General features: G+C 51.1%; 20 protein-coding genes and 4 tRNA genes. 13 read left to right on the top strand and 11 right to left on the bottom strand.

The genetic code is table 11. The features are described from left to right. Positions 1-13: 13 nt before the first annotated feature. Positions 14-211, bottom strand: a complete 198-nt coding sequence (locus ACMGG9_RS07810) for a Cro/CI family transcriptional regulator (protein ID WP_033637966.1) — start codon at positions 209-211, stop codon at positions 14-16. Positions 212-310: 99 nt separating this feature from the next. Here ACMGG9_RS07810 and ACMGG9_RS07805 point away from each other — a divergent pair, with 99 nt between their 5' ends. The 8 genes from ACMGG9_RS07805 (at position 311) to ACMGG9_RS07770 (ending at position 6,034) form a co-directional block, all read left to right on the top strand. Continuing rightward, entirely contained in the window at positions 311-961 is a 651-nt protein-coding gene (locus ACMGG9_RS07805; RefSeq protein WP_414162024.1) for a helix-turn-helix domain-containing protein, read from the top strand. A gap of 44 nt (positions 962-1,005) precedes the next feature. Beyond that, complete coding sequence (locus ACMGG9_RS07800; protein WP_251683258.1) at positions 1,006-1,374, top strand: hypothetical protein; 369 nt, start codon at positions 1,006-1,008, stop codon at positions 1,372-1,374. Positions 1,375-1,537: 163 nt separating this feature from the next. After that, entirely contained in the window at positions 1,538-1,837 is a 300-nt protein-coding gene (locus ACMGG9_RS07795) for a hypothetical protein (protein ID WP_251683256.1), read from the top strand. Positions 1,838-2,727: 890 nt separating this feature from the next. After that, the gene (locus ACMGG9_RS07790; RefSeq protein WP_414162023.1) at positions 2,728-3,513 is read left to right on the top strand and encodes a ParB/RepB/Spo0J family partition protein; all 786 of its coding nucleotides are present in this window, start codon (positions 2,728-2,730) and stop codon (positions 3,511-3,513) included. After that, positions 3,510-3,989 (top strand): hypothetical protein, encoded by a 480-nt coding sequence (locus ACMGG9_RS07785; RefSeq protein WP_414162022.1) that lies wholly within the window; start codon positions 3,510-3,512, stop codon positions 3,987-3,989. The genes ACMGG9_RS07790 and ACMGG9_RS07785 overlap by 4 nt, the downstream gene beginning before the upstream one ends. Next, on the top strand, positions 3,986-4,690 hold the full coding sequence (locus ACMGG9_RS07780) for a hypothetical protein (RefSeq protein ID WP_414162021.1): 705 nt from the start codon (positions 3,986-3,988) through the stop codon (positions 4,688-4,690). The genes ACMGG9_RS07785 and ACMGG9_RS07780 overlap by 4 nt, the downstream gene beginning before the upstream one ends. Then, positions 4,687-4,908, top strand: a complete 222-nt coding sequence (locus ACMGG9_RS07775) for a DNA translocase FtsK (RefSeq protein ID WP_414162020.1) — start codon at positions 4,687-4,689, stop codon at positions 4,906-4,908. Before ACMGG9_RS07780 ends, ACMGG9_RS07775 begins: the two co-directional genes overlap by 4 nt. A gap of 280 nt (positions 4,909-5,188) precedes the next feature. Next, a complete protein-coding gene (locus ACMGG9_RS07770; protein ID WP_414162019.1) occupies positions 5,189-6,034 on the top strand; it encodes a hypothetical protein in 846 nt (281 codons plus the stop codon). Positions 6,035-6,081: 47 nt separating this feature from the next. Here the strand turns inward: ACMGG9_RS07770 and ACMGG9_RS07765 are convergent. Next, positions 6,082-6,174 (bottom strand) — tRNA-Ile (locus ACMGG9_RS07765). Positions 6,175-6,341: 167 nt separating this feature from the next. Between ACMGG9_RS07765 and ACMGG9_RS07760 the strand changes: the two genes are divergently transcribed. Then, positions 6,342-6,575, top strand: coding sequence for a DUF4224 domain-containing protein (locus ACMGG9_RS07760; protein WP_071998119.1), 234 nt, complete (start codon positions 6,342-6,344; stop codon positions 6,573-6,575). Then, positions 6,575-7,585: a tyrosine-type recombinase/integrase gene (locus ACMGG9_RS07755; RefSeq protein WP_414162018.1), complete on the top strand. Its 1,011-nt coding sequence runs from the start codon at positions 6,575-6,577 to the stop codon at positions 7,583-7,585. The genes ACMGG9_RS07760 and ACMGG9_RS07755 overlap by 1 nt, the downstream gene beginning before the upstream one ends. Positions 7,586-7,704: 119 nt before the next feature. Here the strand turns inward: ACMGG9_RS07755 and ACMGG9_RS07750 are convergent. The 7 genes from ACMGG9_RS07750 to uvrY form a co-directional block, all read right to left on the bottom strand. Continuing rightward, positions 7,705-7,790: transfer RNA gene (locus ACMGG9_RS07750), tRNA-Leu, on the bottom strand. Positions 7,791-7,800: 10 nt separating this feature from the next. Next, positions 7,801-7,874, bottom strand: a tRNA-Cys gene (locus ACMGG9_RS07745). 351 nt (positions 7,875-8,225) lie between these two features. Beyond that, complete coding sequence (locus tag ACMGG9_RS07740) at positions 8,226-8,678, bottom strand: hypothetical protein (protein ID WP_047026313.1); 453 nt, start codon at positions 8,676-8,678, stop codon at positions 8,226-8,228. Between the two features lie 358 nt (positions 8,679-9,036). Further along, a tRNA-Gly gene (locus ACMGG9_RS07735) sits at positions 9,037-9,112 on the bottom strand. Positions 9,113-9,256: 144 nt separating this feature from the next. Then, positions 9,257-9,805: a CDP-diacylglycerol--glycerol-3-phosphate 3-phosphatidyltransferase gene (gene pgsA, locus ACMGG9_RS07730; protein ID WP_033642639.1), complete on the bottom strand. Its 549-nt coding sequence runs from the start codon at positions 9,803-9,805 to the stop codon at positions 9,257-9,259. 58 nt (positions 9,806-9,863) lie between these two features. Next, positions 9,864-11,696, bottom strand: a complete 1,833-nt coding sequence (gene uvrC / locus ACMGG9_RS07725; protein WP_071845073.1) for an excinuclease ABC subunit UvrC — start codon at positions 11,694-11,696, stop codon at positions 9,864-9,866. Next, positions 11,689-12,345, bottom strand: coding sequence for a UvrY/SirA/GacA family response regulator transcription factor (gene uvrY, locus ACMGG9_RS07720; RefSeq protein ID WP_004927947.1), 657 nt, complete (start codon positions 12,343-12,345; stop codon positions 11,689-11,691). Before uvrY ends, uvrC begins: the two co-directional genes overlap by 8 nt. A gap of 694 nt (positions 12,346-13,039) precedes the next feature. Between uvrY and ACMGG9_RS07715 the strand changes: the two genes are divergently transcribed. Then, on the top strand, positions 13,040-13,264 hold the full coding sequence (locus ACMGG9_RS07715) for a DUF2594 family protein (RefSeq protein WP_004927950.1): 225 nt from the start codon (positions 13,040-13,042) through the stop codon (positions 13,262-13,264). A gap of 122 nt (positions 13,265-13,386) precedes the next feature. After that, positions 13,387-13,728, top strand: coding sequence for a GlpM family protein (locus ACMGG9_RS07710; RefSeq protein ID WP_025302360.1), 342 nt, complete (start codon positions 13,387-13,389; stop codon positions 13,726-13,728). A 17-nt stretch (positions 13,729-13,745) separates the two neighbouring features. Here ACMGG9_RS07710 and ACMGG9_RS07705 read toward each other — a convergent pair whose 3' ends face one another. Both ACMGG9_RS07705 and ACMGG9_RS07700 read right to left on the bottom strand, forming a co-directional pair. After that, positions 13,746-14,177, bottom strand: coding sequence for a hypothetical protein (locus ACMGG9_RS07705; RefSeq protein ID WP_033642636.1), 432 nt, complete (start codon positions 14,175-14,177; stop codon positions 13,746-13,748). 173 nt (positions 14,178-14,350) lie between these two features. Continuing rightward, positions 14,351-14,665 carry a hypothetical protein gene (locus ACMGG9_RS07700; RefSeq protein WP_033642635.1) on the bottom strand — a complete coding sequence of 105 codons (315 nt, stop codon included), beginning with the start codon at positions 14,663-14,665 and terminating at the stop codon, positions 14,351-14,353. A 542-nt stretch (positions 14,666-15,207) separates the two neighbouring features. Between ACMGG9_RS07700 and ACMGG9_RS07695 the strand changes: the two genes are divergently transcribed. Beyond that, on the top strand, positions 15,208-15,567 hold the full coding sequence (locus tag ACMGG9_RS07695; protein ID WP_033642634.1) for a hypothetical protein: 360 nt from the start codon (positions 15,208-15,210) through the stop codon (positions 15,565-15,567). Positions 15,568-15,613 lie beyond the last annotated feature (46 nt).

Raw genomic sequence — 15,613 nt, 5'->3', positions numbered from 1 at the left:
TCTGTGGTTTTGGTTAAGCCGTTGGCGCGGTAGACTTTTTGTAAAGAGAGAGATCAACTTTTAATTCACCACCAGTAAGAACCTGGATCTCGAATGCTCGACCTTTGGGAATAATTTTCCCCCAGCCCGATACGGAGGCATGCGACAGCCCTAATGCCTTGGCTGTTTTACCCACCCCATCGAAGTACGAAATAACATCATCTTTTTTCATGGCTTACTCTTTGGTAAGGGAATGGAACACTTGGATAGTAGGATATCTTACATTTCATAGTCAAGGAATCCTACATTGCTAGATGGTAGGATTACCTACATGGAAATGAATGACCGAATTCGATCAAGACGCAAAGAGTTAAAGCTAACTCAGGACACCTTAGCCAAGCGCATAGGGGTCAATCGTGTCACCGTCACTGGCTGGGAGTCAGGCGACTATAAACCTGGTGGTGAGAACCTCCAGGCATTAGCTGCTGCCCTAAACTGCAATCCAAATTGGCTTCTTGAAGGTGGCGATATTGACGAAAACATCACATATGTAGGCAAGGTTCGACCAGGGCTTGTCCCTGTAGTTGGTGATGCCGTTTTAGGAGTTGATGGCATGATCGACATGGTCGAGTACCGTGGTGGTTGGCTTAAGATTTATAGCGATGACCCTAATGCTTATGGCCTTCGTGTCAGAGGTGACAGCATGTGGCCAAGAATACAGTCAGGCGAATTCGTGCTGATTGAGCCAAGTACCGCTACCCACCCAGGTGATGAAGTGTTTGTGCGTACCAGTGACGGACACAACATGATAAAAGTGTTAAACTATACTCGCGAGGGCGAGTATCAATTCACCAGTATCAATCAAGATCATCGCCCCATAACCTTGACTAAAGTTCAGGTTCATAAGATTGAATATGTAGCGGGTATACTAAAGGCATCGCGGCACGTTGATAATGAAAATTTAAATGATTCCTTTAGTTAACAAAGTGTTAGTTTGATTTACTGTGTAAAGTAAGTGGGATTTTGATGAGCGATAAAAATTGTGACATGGTTGATTTTGACGCGTTCGCTAATTATCTCAACACCTTAAAAGGTGAACAGGTTTGTCCAATTTGCCATGAAGAACAGTGGAAATTGCATACACCTAGTGAGGTTACAGAAGCGGATGAAAGCAAAGCACTTGTATTGCCAACATTACCAGGCACCTTCCTCCCCGTGGAAGGGAAGGCAAAAGCGGGTTTCTTCAGAAGTCGCAGCTTGGATCTGCTAATGATGCAATGCCAGAATTGTGGATTTATGCATCTTTTTAACTACAAAACAGTTGAAAAAAATATCAAAGAAAAAAACTATGTAAAGCAAGATAAGGTGGATGGGGATGAAACATCGGGAGGGTGAGTATGTCAAGGCTCAGACCTTAGACGATTTTCAGATTTTTGCCCAGGCACCATACAGAAATCGCCCATTGCATTCTCAGAATAGGTATGTACCATCACACAACTTTGATGCATCGCCGCGGTTCTATACTGCTGGTATAGATGTACCTCAAAGAGGAGATGACATGACCAGCAAATTAGTTACACATACACAAATGTGGATTGGAATTGGCGTTTCATTGTTGGGCATCGTAGCTATCGCGGTGACAGCTTCTTGGACCATATCCAATTCAATCAATGACAAAATAAACTCTTCGCGTCAGGAATTGACTACTGTTATCAACACAAGCAAGTCAGAGGTTTCTGCAAGAGTCGATAAGCTTGAAAGTAAGGTAGATAGTGGTTTTGCTACTACAAACAGTGGGATAAATGATATTAAGCTCATATTGGCAGGACAAAAAAACGCTGATAATGACAGATCATAAGAAGGTTGAATAGTAGCTTTACCCTACTCAACAATGCATCGATTACCCGGCCTCTGTGCCGGGTTTTTTGTGCCCCCCACTCCCTATCCCTCCTACTGCGTTCCCTTTGATTCCACCAGCCCAACATTCACTCAAACCACAATGTAAGATTACCTACAATTTGATATTGACTTAAAATGTAAGATATCCTACATTTAATTCACCACCAGCGAACAGCCTGGACGTGTACGAAGTAGCCGCCCTAGGCACACAAAGATCGGGATGATTCGCTGAACCAGGCTCATTGCAGAGGGTTGTTCGATGAGTAAGCGAAGATGGCGGTCTTTAGTTTATTGCGTTGGTTGTTGTTCTGTTTTCTGGTGGTTGCTGTGGCTGTTAGTAGTTGTCGCCGGGTAACCGGCGCATATCGGGCTGATCACTCCCCGACTCCTTAATTCTGGAAGCGGTGACGGATCCTAACCATGAGTGGTCAGCCCGATGTGGTTCAAGGCTGGAAACTTCGGGGGCGTTGTTTACCAGCCACCACACCAAATGCGCCGGGCCGGCGGCACTGCAGCGAAAGCGAGCGCAGATATCCGGCAAAAATGCGATTGCTGTGTGTAGTCTTTGGCGGCCACGCCGAACTTCAACCAACAAGGGGTGAAGATAATGTTCATAGGCTGGCCGCTATTTTTTCACATATCAGGTGGCGTACTGTGTCGGCCCATAATTTATTTCTACACAGTATAAATACCCGGCGCGGTGCGCCACCTGATGTGTGAGTAATTAACCGGGAGCCAGCGCTATGCGGGCGTCTGGCCTCCCTTCTTAAAAACCGATTTTCTATCTGCGGAAAATTGCCAGTTTCTGGCAGGGATTCGCTTTGCCGAAAATCAGTGTGGGGTAATTAAATGGCCAAGAACTCTACTGAAGCTTACGGGGCCAGCGGCAAAACCAACGTGCTCAATTTTGAGCCCGAAAGGCTGCATCTGGTAACTGATAGATCGCACCCTCTCTACGATGAGCGCATTCACTTGCCACTGGATGAGTCGATGGTTTTAAACATCATGGACCAAGGCGTTCTGGAACCTATCATCGTTTGGAAAGATCCTGAAACAGGCCTGTCCTGTGTGGTTGATGGCCGTCAGCGCGTTCGACATACCGTAGAGGCAAACAAACGATTGGCAGCTGCAGGAAAGGATCTGTTATTCGTCCCTGCCGTAACAAAACGCGGGTCTGCTGTTCGCATGGCCCAAGCAATGATCAGCGCCAACGAAATTCGGCGTTCCGATACCCCGCTGGGCCGAGCCAAGAAGATGGCCGATGCGTTGGAACGCGGCCACGATGAAGAAGATTTGTCACTGATGTTTGGCGTCGGCGTGCAGACGATCCGCGCCACACTCGCCCTACTCGATGCCACTCAGGCCGTTAAAGATGCGGTTGAATCTGGCGACATTACCGTTACCCAGGCGCGCCAGCTGGCGAACCTCACACCCGACGAACAGCGCGAAAAAGTGAAAGAGGTTGAAGCGGCAACTGCTGGCACCAAAGGCCACGAAAAGGCGCGCCGGCAGCGCCAGGTGATTGGCGATGCCAAACCCCGCATGAAGTCCCGAAAAGAAATCACGAAAGCCCTTGAGGGTGCGAGCGGTGATTACGCTCAGGCGCTCCGTTGGGTGCTGGGAGACGACGAATGACAACCATCAAACGGTTTACCCCTGATTACGCTATGCACGCGGCTCGCTTTGAGCCGTTCGCCAGAGAGGCGGAGCATGGTGAATACGTTCGGTTTGATGCCCACCAGCAAAAGGTGAGCGCGCTTGAGGCTGAGCGCGATGCGCAGCAGAAACGAGCCGATGCGCTGGCTGTGGAGAATGCAGGCTTTAAGCACGCGCTTTCCGTAATTTTGGAACATGTGGATGTTACCGATAAAGGGCAGGCCGACGTAGTGGCAATGATTGCCAATGACGAGCTGTTCAACTCCGAAACCCCAGCCACTGACGCAGCACTTGCGGCTATCCAGGCGCAGGGAGTGGAGAAGCTGGCTGACAAACTCGACGCGGAAATCGAACAAATTATGAGGGGGGCGTTTTTCTACGATGAGATTTCCAGTCGTGAGGCCATCTCAAAAATGGTTCGCGAATTCGCCACCGAGCTGCGGGAGGCCAAATGAAAGAGCGCCCAGTAATATTCAACGGCGAGATGGTTCGCGCAATTCTCGACGGCCGCAAGACCCAGACGCGCCGGGTTATGAAACCTCAACCTGAGCCATGCGATCGCGGCGGTCTTTGGTGGCCAAGCAACACGTTTAAAACGATGCTGCACATCGAAGAGCAGATGCAGAACGGTGCGGGCGGCTGGGGCGGGCTGGCAGGAGATGCCTGCCCATTCGGACAGGTAGGCGATCGGCTGTGGGTGCGCGAGACGTGGGGCGTTGTCAGTCACGATTTTGACGAGAACGAGCGGATTATTGATTGGGTGCCAGATCGACCGGCAACAGCCATTCATGAAATGCCTTTCGGCAATGGTTACTACTCCGGTCACGCCATCTATGCCGCCGACGGTGAATTTACCTGGGGTGACAATGACGGACACGGTGGGCGTTCTTGCTGGAAGCCATCAATCCACATGCCGCGCTGGGCATCCCGCATCCTGCTGGAAATCACAGGCGTTCGCGTGGAGCGCCTGAACGATATCAGCGAAGAGGATGCCAGGGCTGAAGGCGTGAAAGCCGGTGTTTCCCCTGGTCACGAACACATGATGCACCAGGTGGCATTCAGTGAGTTATGGCAATCCATCTACGGCGAAGAAAGCTGGCGCGCCAACCCCTGGGTGTGGGTTATCGAGTTTCGTCGCGTGGAGGTGGAAAAGTGAAAGCATCCGAAATAGACGACCGCCTCTACAGCGACGCTGTTGAATTTGCTCGCCTGCACGCATCGATCGGCATCGTTGCTATTCAGCGACATTTCCGCATCGGCTTCAACCGCGCAGCGTGGCTAATCGAACGCATGCAGGAAGAAGGCGTCGTAACCGCCCCGGCATGGAATGGCATTCGCACAGTGATTCATGGAGGTAGTGATGCCAGCAAATGAACTGAAGCCAGGCTTCATCACCGGCACAACAAATCATGACGAGGTGCCTCACGTCCGCTGCACTATCTGCGGTGGTTATTACAAGGCAGATGAGCCCGAAGATCATCGATGTGAGGACACACGCGGATGAGAGACGAGGATTTAGACCGTTGTCCTGCATGCGGCGAGGATATGTGGGCTGGCAATGAACTGTGCAAAACATGTCAGTTTGAAAAGGATATGGAAGACGCCGACGCCCATGGCGGTGAAAGCGCTAGCGAGGTGGAGCGTGGGTAGATTCATGCAATCCTTCATTCCTCGTCGCCAGTTTAAGCACAACCCAGATCGCTTCAATGTGCTTTCCAGCGGCGGCGGAACGCAGAGTAACGCCATTATCTGCCTGATACATGCAGGAGCGCTACCAAAGCCTGATGTGATTGTCATGTCGGATACCGAGCGTGAAGCGAGCAATGTGTTTGCATACCAAGCAAAGCATATCAAATCGCTGTGCGATGAGATTGGCGTTGAGTATCACATCGTTCCGAAAAGTCTTTACGCGACTTACGACATCGTCGGGCCTAACGAAGACGAACCGCTGCCGGGATACTTCTCCACGCGGAACGGACGTGACAAGGACGGGTGGTGCGCTGGCAAGAAGCCCGCGTTCTGTAGTGACAAGTGGAAGCGCGAGGTAATTCAGCGATTCCTCAATGAAAAGTACGGCGAAAAATATCTCACAAAGCGCGGTGTTGATATGTGGATGGGAATCAGCATCGAAGAGGCAGCACGTCGCATGAAGATCACAGATGGGAAATGGCAACGTCGTTACCCACTTATCGACATGATGCTGACAAAGCAGATGTGCATCCAGTGTGTTGAGGATTACGGCCTGCCAACACCGCCAGCTTCTCTTTGTTGGATGTGTCCCAATCGCGATGACGATCTGTGGTTGTTTATGAAAGAGAGCTTTCCTGAAGACTTCCAGCGCGCTTGCGACCATGAAAGGGAGATCCAGAAAAAGTGGCCGTGGTTGTGGCTGACAAAGTACGGCGTCCCACTTGTCGAGGCACCACTCAAACCAAGCGGTGGCAAAGGCGCACAGATGGATTTGGTGCAGTTCTGTGATTCTGGAATGTGTTTTGTATAGGGAACCATACATTACTAATAAGTAAGGGGACGACAAAGTCGCCCCCTCTAATAGGTGCGGGATTCGAACCCGCGGTGCGGGGTTAAACCCGCACGCCTCAGTATCAATGAGGTGCCTTAAGCCACTCGGCCAACCTTCCAACATGAGGAATACTAAAAGAATACGTATGGAATTCAAATCGTAAGAACAAATTTTGTGATGTAAGTACAACTATGAAGCCAAGTGTATAAATTACAAGCTGTTTATTACCCCCTTTTTTGAGTCGAAATAACGCCCGTATGCGGCGGGCTTACCGTGTGGAGGATTTATGCAGGATAACAACGAGAAAGACATCATTTCTGATTCTGATATTGAACGGATCACCGGTTACAAAAGTGCATCGAAGCAGTGTGAAGCGCTCAGAACCGCCGGCATCTTCTTTATCACTCGCAGAGATGGACGCCCCAGCACTACATGGGGACACTTTAATTACCCAGTATCGCTCAGAAATCAACCTCCGGTTGACGCTGGTATTCAACCTAATTTTGGGGCTTTAGATTAATGGGACGGAAACGCAGCAATCCTGCTGACAACTGGATGCCCCCGCGCACATGCCGGGGGAGATCCGCATATGAATTCAAGCCTAAACTTGGCGGCACAATTCGTTTATGTAGCTTCGACTCAACGCCGGCACAGGTATGGGCAGCGTATGAAGAACTGATCAACGATCAGCAGAAGAAAAATGATTTTTCATTTCTTGTGCAACAATTCTTCCAATCAGCCGACTTCATGGAGTTGGCGTTGGAAACGCAGAAAGACTACCGAAAATACTCTCTGAAGGTTTTAGCGGTGTTCGGGGCGCTTGCCCCTGATGCAATCAAGCCTGAGCACATCAGGAAATACATGGACAAGCGAGGATTGAAGAGTCGCACTCAAGCAAATAGAGAAAAGGCTTTTACTTCCAGGGTGTTCAGATGGGGATATGAGCGGGGGCTTGTAAAGGGGAACCCATGTAAGGGTGTTAAGCAATTTAAGGAAAAGACGCGAACCAGATATGTCACGGACACTGAATATAACGCCCTTTTCTCTGTGGCGCCGGCGGTAGTTCAGATTGCAATGGAAATCGCCTTTCTTTGTTGCTCTAGACAGGCTGACATTTTGACCATGAGGAAGAGCCAGCTGGGTGAAGAAGGGATCCTCATTCAGCAAAGCAAGACTGGGGTTGCTCAGATTAAGGCATGGGGAAAGCGTCTGGAGGCGGCTATCTCTGCGGCTAAAGCATTGCCCCTAAAACCGGGTATGAGCAGCATTTATGTCATCCACCAACCATCGGGGGCAAAATACACCCGAGATGGATTTAACAGCCGATGGATGAAAGCAAAGCAGGAAGCTAAAGAGCGTTTCCCTGAACTAGAGTTCGATTTTACCTTCCATGATCTGAAGGCTAAAGGTGTTTCAGATCTTGAAGGCAACATGTATGACCGCCAGGCGATAACCGGCCACAAGAATGTGGAACAGACCGCTAAGTATGTAAGGAAGATCGCCGTAGTGCCTACCGTTGGCGAGCAGTAGAAGGCCTGCAAATATTATGAAGTGATATTATGAAGCGCGGGGCGGAAACAAAAAAACCGCCTCTCGGCGGTCTACGACATTACTACTTATTGCTTTGATTATTCGGTATTTTCGTTCCCTGGTACCCGGGGCGGGACTTGAACCCGCACAGCCATAAGCCGAGGGATTTTAAATCCCTTGTGTCTACCGATTTCACCACCCGGGCTCGGGAAAGTTGGAGGCGCGTTCCGGAGTCGAACCGGACTGGACGGATTTGCAATCCGCTACATAACCGCTTTGTTAACGCGCCTTTATTCTGTTTTGCCTTTTCAGGCCAAAGCCGGTGAATCACCCACTTCGTTTTGTTCTTCGGGATTGCGATGATAAAATCGCTTATCCTAATCATCTGATTCTTAAGTAATTTATTTCGTTACTGCCGAATCGATGGACTGCATTATGGACTAAACCCCCCACCTTGGCAACCCCCCGAAATAGCAAAAAGTTCTCTAACGCTTTCAACTGCTTATTTTGTGGGCGCACTGTTCACAATGCCAACGAAAAGGCAAGCGCAATGTTGATATTATATGCATCGGCTCAGAAATTCATGGGCAAAACGGTTCTTTTTCTCGACAGGAATAGCTCTCCCCGGCTTTTCGCTTGCTTATGGCGAAGGGCTATCGTGCAAAACCTCATCGGTCGGGGCATCACGCAATCTTCGACGCCACCATAAAAACCCGGCGAACATTCCCGGTAAGACCGCGATCGCGCCAAAAATACGCTGATCGGCATTCAGCAAACCGGGAGCAATGGCGGAAACCACCGCACACAACAGCAGAAACCACCGCAATTGGCGAATGCCTGAATGGGCGATACCGGCAATAGCCCCCGCCAAACATGCAGGCAAAAAACCGAGCGCATAAGAAAAAATGCCGATAAACCCCGCCATGCCCAGCAAGTCGCCGGCATCGAGAAGACTTATTCCCACCCACTCACCGCTGCCGAACGCCATCAGCAGAAACATGAGCACGCCCCCCAACGGCGGGGCGACCAGGCCGAAGAACAGCGCACATCCCGCCGCCGTTCTTATCAGATGCTTTAAAGCACCAGATTCCATACATCCTCCTATGCCCGGTTTCAAAAGACCGACCAACCGCTTCACTTTGCCGATAACCCAGCGATTTGACGAGGCGACAGCGATGCATGGCTGTGCCTGAGTGCTCAGATGGCGTCATACGCCGCATTATTTTCTTCTTGCATGGCGAACCGCCGGACGTATCAAATTATTGTTTCACCGTTTAACGGCTGCATCCAACAGTATGACAACGACAGGAAAGATACGTGAGGAGAGTCAATAATCGATATGGGAAGATGAAGAAAGGTTTCGCCGAATGGCGCAGAAGCAGAAAACGAAAAAGGGGCCGAAGCCCCTTTTCCTTACCAGCCGAATCACGGGGATTCAACAGGCTAATGTTTGGAGCGGGAAACGAGGCTCGAACTCGCGACCTCAACCTTGGCAAGGTTGCGCTCTACCAACTGAGCTATTCCCGCATTACCAGAACTGACTGATTTCTTTGCTATCTTTCGGCAATTCATCGTTGTCGTCTGATGCGATGCATTCTACTTACCTGACGTGATGAGTCAATAAAATTGTTGGCCCATCACGATCGTTTGCCGCTTTTTGCAGCGTATCGATCACGGTTCCAGCAAATCGTTACGCGCCGCGTTCAAATATTGGAACATCGACCAGAAAGTCAGCACCGCCGCAATATACAGCAAGCCGATCGCCACATATTCCACAGAGCGATCCGGGCGCCACAGCAAGCCCACCAGCGACATCATCTGCGCCATGGTCTTCACTTTGCCGATCCAGGACACCGCCACGCTGCTGCGTTTGCCAATTTCCGCCATCCACTCGCGCAGCGACGAAATGATGATTTCGCGGGCGATCATGGTGGCCGCCGGCAGCGTGATCCACCAGCTGTGGTAGTGCTCCGCCACCAGCACCAGCGCTACCGCCACCATCACTTTGTCCGCGACCGGATCCAAAAACGCCCCGAAGCGCGTCGTTTGTTTCCAGCGGCGCGCCAGGAAACCGTCAAACCAGTCGGTGACAGCGGCAAACACAAAGATAACGGCGCAAACCATCGGAGCCCAGCTGAACGGCAGGTAAAACGCCAGCACAAAGAATGGGATCAGAACTACGCGAAACAGGGTAAGCCAAGTCGGTATATTCAATTGCATAATGCTACGGTAACTATCTGGCTAAAGTGGAAATTAAGAGTATGTTGCTACATTGCCCTCAGTGTTTCAATGCATTGTAGATCTTTTCTGCCAATGCTTGTGAAATACCCGGCACTTTTGCAATTTCCTCCACGCTGGCGTTCAACAAAGGTTGCAGTCCGCCCATATACTTCAACAGCACCTGGCGCCGTTTCGGCCCTACGCCCTCAATCAGTTCCAGTGCGCTGGTATTTCTGACTTTCGCCCTTCTCTGCCGGTGACCGGTAATCGCATGATTATGTGAATCATCGCGGATGTGTTGGATCACATGCAGCGCCGGCGAATCCGGCGGCAACGAAATCCCTTCGCCTTCCGGCACGAAGAACAACGTTTCTAACCCGGCCTTGCGATCGGCGCCTTTGGCGATGCCGATCAGCAACGGTTTATTCTTGTCCCAGGTGACGTTCAGCGAGTTGAACACGTCGATCGCCATGCCGAGCTGCCCTTTGCCGCCGTCGATGAAAATGACATCCGGGATTTTTTTCTCTTCCAGCGCTTTGCCGTAACGGCGTTTCAGCACCTGCGTCATCGCCGCGTAGTCATCGCCGGGGGTGATGCCGCTAATATTGTAGCGCCGATACTCCGAACGCACCGGGCCGTTTCCGTCGAACACCACGCACGAAGCTACGGTCTGTTCGCCCATGGTATGGCTGATATCGAAGCACTCCATACGATTGATTTCCGCCAGATTCAGCACCTTGGCCAATTCCGCCAGCCGCTGATGGATCGTCGACTGTTGCGAAAGCTTGGTGGTCAACGCCGTTGCCGCGTTGGTGCGGGCCAGCTTCAGATAACGGGCGCGGTCGCCGCGCGGCTTGCTTTGAATTTGGATCTTGCGCCCCGCCAACTCGGAGAGCGATTCTGCGAGCAGGTCCTTTTCCGGCAAGCTGAAATCCAACAGGATCTCGCCGGGCAGCGTGCGCGCCTGGCTGCCCTGCAGGTAAAACTGGCCGACGAAAGTCTGCACCACTTCGCTCATATCCGTACCGCCCGGCACCTTAGGGAAATAGCTTCGGCTGCCCAACACCTTGCCCTGACGGATGAACAGCACGTGCAGGCATGCCATACCGGCGTCGAACGCCACGCCGATGACATCCAGATCGTCACTGTCGCCCGAGACGAACTGCCGCTCGGTAACGCGGCGCACGGCCTGAATTTGATCGCGTATGCGCGCCGCCTCTTCGAAATTGAGCAGCTTGCTGGCTTCTTCCATGCGGGCAATCAGCTGGTGCAACACCTGTTGATCTTTGCCCGAAAGAAACAGCCGCACGTAGTCCACCTGTTGCCGGTACTCTTCTTCACTCACCAGGCCGGCGACGCAAGGGCCCAGACAGCGGCCGATCTGATACTGCAGACACGGGCGCGAGCGGTTGCGATACACGCTGTTTTCGCACTGGCGGATCGGGAACAACTTCTGCAGCAGCGCCAGCGTTTCGCGCACGGCGTAAGAGTTGGGAAAAGGACCGAAATATTCGCCCTTGGCGTGTTTGGCGCCGCGATGCACCGCTAAACGGGGATGGGTATCGGCGCTGAGAAAAATCAGCGGATAAGATTTATCGTCTCGCAAAAGAACATTATATCGCGGTTGGTACAATTTAATGTAGTTATGTTCCAACAACAGCGCTTCTGTTTCGGTATGGGTAACCGTTACGTCTATTTGCGCGATATTTTTAACCAGCGTTTCGGTTTTACGGCTGCTGACCTGCTGCCGAAAATAGCTGGCGAGACGTTTTTTCAGGTCTTTGGCTTTACCGACGTAGATCACCGTGCCAGTGGCGTCATACATACGATAGACGCCAGGTTGGCTGGTGACGGTACTCAGGAAAGCTTTGGCATCAAAACGGTCATTCACTGCTTAACAACGTCTCCGCATTGAACAATCCATGTCGGATGGCCAGGTGGGTCAGTTCGACGTCGCCGCTGATATTCAATTTGCTGAACATACGGTAACGGTAACTGTTCACCGTTTTCGGGCTGAGACTCAGTTGCTCCGAGATCTCATTCACTTTTTTGCCTTTGGTGATCATCAACATGATCTGCAGCTCGCGCTCAGACAGGCAGCTGAACGGCGTTTCGGCCTGCGGCTCCAGCTGGCTCAGAGCCATTTGCTGGGCGATGTCAGACGCGATGTAGCGCTGCCCCGCATGCACGGAACGCAAGGCGTTAATCACTTCCTGCGGCGCGGCGCCCTTGCTCAGGTAGCCGGCGGCACCCGCCTGCATCACCTTCGCGGGCAAGGGATTTTCGGTATGGATAGTCAGCATGATGACTTTGACGTCGGGTGCATAACGCACAATCTTGCGCGTGGCTTCCAGCCCGCCAATGCCCGGCATATTCATGTCCATCAGCACGATATCGACAGCGTTGCCACGGCACCATTTTACGGCGTCTTCACCGCACTGGGCCTCACCGACAACTTTTATACCTTTGATATCTTCAAGAATGCGTCGTATCCCTGCGCGCACCAGTTCGTGGTCATCAACAAGAAGAACGCTAATCAAGGAAAATTCTCCAAAAAAAGGGAGTAACGCAATCAGCCTCTGTTTTCGCCAGAGATATTACTTGTTTTTCAGACAAGAATGAACACAGATTAATACATACTTCCGAATAACTTTGCGGAGCATAGCTGATTTTTCAATTTTAGCCGTCTATGCCGCCGATAAATCGTCACGTCGGAAAAGATCGAGCGACGAAAATAATTTCGTCGCGCTGCGTCAGACACAGGATAGCGCGACAATCATGCCGCGAGGGAGAAATCTGTGTAAGCAATCACGACATGAATAATATTAACACGGCTGTTGGCTGTTTGTAATCATTTGATATTTAAAGCCGCGGCCAACGCGAGCCTGACAGCCGGCGTACAAAACTATTATTACCGACCAACGCCGGCAAAATCAGTGCCACCCGCCCCTAATAATTATAATAACCCCGATTGTTCAACAATAACGAGCCGGGCAAATACTTGTTAACCGCCTCGAAATAACTGGCCGACAATGGATGACCCGGACGTGCAATGAGCAAACTTCACCCACCAGCGCCGCCAGAGCAAGCCCGGTGCAGATGGCTGACGCATGCTATGCTATACTCCGCGCCCAGTTAAATTCGCCGCCGTGCGTGGGCAACTTGCCTATAGTCCGCGCGCGGTGCGCTAAAGCAGCTTGTATCAGGCTACGGCCTCAAAAATCAGGAGAGAAAATGAGCAACGTTGATTTCACTACGTCTGCAAACCCGGAGATCTTGGCGACCGAGGTTGCCTGCCTCAAAGCCACGCTGACGCTGATCCTGAAGTCGATCGGCCAGGCCGATGCCGGGAAAGTCATCATCAACATGGAACGTTTCATCGCCCAGATTGAAGATCCGACTCAGGCGGAAATCTTCAAGAACAGCATTCAGCAAATCAAGCACGCTTACCGCCAGTAAACGTTGCCGCTCAGACCCGCGATTCATGCGGGTCTGTTTTTCCCCGCACTACGCAATACGCCATTGATTCTGCTCAGGCTTTCGGGCAGTGTGTTGGCTTTCCCCCGACACCCGAGACCGTTATGGGCATCCTTGTCAAAGCGCTGATAGGCGCGCTGGTCGTGGTTCTGATCGGCCTGCTGGCCAAAACGCGCAACTATTATATCGCCGGTTTAGTCCCGCTCTTCCCCACTTTCGCTTTGATTGCGCATTATGTTGTCGGCAGCGAACGTTCAATAGCGGCGCTGAAAACGACGCTGATTTTCGGCATGTGGGCGGTGTTGCCCTATCTGGTGTATTTGATTTCGCTGTATTTCCTGATTAACAGTCTGCGGCTGTCGTTAGCGTTGGGTGCGGCGGTACTGTGCTGGATTGCGGCGGCGTGGCTATTAATTACGCTGTGGGGATGGTGGCAAGGGCGTTAACGCCCTTGCCTGGGCGGTTACGGCCGCCCTGCCTGCAAAACGAAGCCTCGCTGCCGATCGCCGGCGATACGCAGATAGCGGCTTTCACCGGCGCGCAGCGTCATCGGCACGCTGCCGCTGGTATCACGCCAAATACACAGAGAGTTCTCTATCATATCTTGCCCGATGCTCACCGAAGTATTGCCCGGCGGCACGCGAAACTCCGCTTTTTCTTTCGCGCCCAGCGAAGCGGCGAACTCCCCATTCACATAAACGCCGGTGCGGCAGCTACCCGCCAGCATTCCACTGTCGCGCACCACCACCACCGTGGCGTATGGCGTATCCGGGATATTCTGATAAAGCATCAGACGGCTTGGGGGCGGTAATTCAGCCTGTTGCGGTGGTACGGCTTGGGTCGCACATCCCGTCAACAGTGCAGAGGCGAACAACAACGCGGCGTAATGCTTCATCCTTGGCTCCTGAAAAAATAATGCTTATCGTAACAAGAGAATAGCTGCTGTCAGTAGCCTTCATGTCGCAAAGACGAAAAAATCGGATAACTTCCTACTCATCGCCCTGCGCGTCTTTCCGGATAAGAAGATTCTGTATTGAAGACCTTGAAATAAAGGCGATTTTTAAAAATTTAAAACTTTACCATGCCGCGTTGGATATCTGCCGCAAACGCGTCACTGACGTAGCTGAAGCCATCCGGCGTGACGTAAACCCGGGTATGACCGGTCTCTGACAGCACTGCCACCATATATCCCAGACTGAGCATTTCATGCGAAGGAACATTCATCGGCGTTAGAAATCCGCGTCCGCGGCACCACTGATAAAAGCGAGTTCGCCCATATCCCAACACGGTGCCAACATCGGAAAGGTGCTTAAAATTATCATAATCCCCTGATGGTGAAGGCAAACCGCCATGGCTTTCAGGCGTTTTCTTTATCCCAGACAAAATAAACTCCTTTTTTGAACCTGTCGCTAACGGTTATCCCTCATCTGAGCTGAATTTAAAAAATCCAAATTTAAAATGCAAATGAATTCCCTGTAACTAAAAAGTATTTAATGGAAGAATTCCGAAAATAAAGGCACAATAAAAAAACAGAAATAAAAAAATAGAGCATTAATACCGTGCATTAAAACTTGGCCATGGGTAAATATCTTAATTCAAAATTCCATTTAAACAGGATAAGAAAATACTTAGCTTGCATACTGTTCTTCCCTCTCATAACGCTGAGATAATGACCAAGCCATGCAGCAAAAAGAGAAAAGATATAAAATCGCTCTGCCCACACACTCTCATCGTAAGATCTGCCCCTTGTAAGCCTCTCCCCTATCGCCGACGGCGCATTTCAGGGTGCCGTTGCCTCAATCACACCTAAACAATAACCATTATCATTTCCAATTGTGTCGTCAGTTGATTACACTTTTTCGCATCGCTGGTTGGGAAGATTCCTAGTCAGTGATCACCAGGATAGAGGAAGAGTTAGGGACACCATGAAGAATTACCGTTGTTTGATTGTTTTGCCGTTATTGATGATGACTGCCTGTACCCAATGGGAAAGACCCGGCGCAGTTGAGAGCACCCGAAATGCCGAATATGCCGAATGCCGCAGTCGGGGCTACGATCGCTTCCCGCCAGACGTCGTGCGGGACGTAGAGTTCAGCTACGAAAACAAATACATCCCTTGCGAGAAGAATAAGAAAGATTGTCCATCGGGATATCGCTATGACAAAGAGCCGTCGATCAAAACGGTACAGACCGATCGCAATCAGTCAGCCCGAAACGCCACCATCGAGGCTTGCATGTACGGCAAGGGCTGGCGAGAGAAAACCTACTATTGGCCGCAGTGGTGATGCAGCGAAATCGATTTGGACTGAAACGCCACTGCCGCGATGTCCC

The organism is Serratia sp. BNK-10 (assembly GCF_047456065.1).
GTDB classification, from domain to species: Bacteria; Pseudomonadota; Gammaproteobacteria; order Enterobacterales; family Enterobacteriaceae; genus Serratia; species Serratia ureilytica.
This window is presented reverse-complemented; position numbering and strand designations above follow the sequence as displayed.

Bases quoted from the DNA above. Each gene is read 5' to 3' on its own strand.
- ACMGG9_RS07790 (WP_414162023.1), top strand. From the start codon at position 2,728: ATGGCCAAGAACTCTACTGAAGCTTACGGGGCCAGCGGCAAAACCAAC.
- ACMGG9_RS07695 (WP_033642634.1), top strand. From the start codon at position 15,208: ATGAAGAATTACCGTTGTTTGATTGTTTTGCCGTTATTGATGATGACT.
- ACMGG9_RS07795 (WP_251683256.1), top strand. From the start codon at position 1,538: ATGACCAGCAAATTAGTTACACATACACAAATGTGGATTGGAATTGGC.
- pgsA (WP_033642639.1), bottom strand. From the start codon at position 9,805: ATGCAATTGAATATACCGACTTGGCTTACCCTGTTTCGCGTAGTTCTG.
- ACMGG9_RS07705 (WP_033642636.1), bottom strand. From the start codon at position 14,177: ATGAAGCATTACGCCGCGTTGTTGTTCGCCTCTGCACTGTTGACGGGA.
- ACMGG9_RS07780 (WP_414162021.1), top strand. From the start codon at position 3,986: ATGAAAGAGCGCCCAGTAATATTCAACGGCGAGATGGTTCGCGCAATT.
- ACMGG9_RS07715 (WP_004927950.1), top strand. From the start codon at position 13,040: ATGAGCAACGTTGATTTCACTACGTCTGCAAACCCGGAGATCTTGGCG.
- ACMGG9_RS07785 (WP_414162022.1), top strand. From the start codon at position 3,510: ATGACAACCATCAAACGGTTTACCCCTGATTACGCTATGCACGCGGCT.
- ACMGG9_RS07760 (WP_071998119.1), top strand. From the start codon at position 6,342: ATGCAGGATAACAACGAGAAAGACATCATTTCTGATTCTGATATTGAA.
- ACMGG9_RS07755 (WP_414162018.1), top strand. From the start codon at position 6,575: ATGGGACGGAAACGCAGCAATCCTGCTGACAACTGGATGCCCCCGCGC.
- ACMGG9_RS07770 (WP_414162019.1), top strand. From the start codon at position 5,189: ATGCAATCCTTCATTCCTCGTCGCCAGTTTAAGCACAACCCAGATCGC.
- ACMGG9_RS07740 (WP_047026313.1), bottom strand. From the start codon at position 8,678: ATGGAATCTGGTGCTTTAAAGCATCTGATAAGAACGGCGGCGGGATGT.
- ACMGG9_RS07805 (WP_414162024.1), top strand. From the start codon at position 311: ATGGAAATGAATGACCGAATTCGATCAAGACGCAAAGAGTTAAAGCTA.
- ACMGG9_RS07800 (WP_251683258.1), top strand. From the start codon at position 1,006: ATGAGCGATAAAAATTGTGACATGGTTGATTTTGACGCGTTCGCTAAT.
- ACMGG9_RS07710 (WP_025302360.1), top strand. From the start codon at position 13,387: ATGGGCATCCTTGTCAAAGCGCTGATAGGCGCGCTGGTCGTGGTTCTG.
- ACMGG9_RS07810 (WP_033637966.1), bottom strand. From the start codon at position 211: ATGAAAAAAGATGATGTTATTTCGTACTTCGATGGGGTGGGTAAAACA.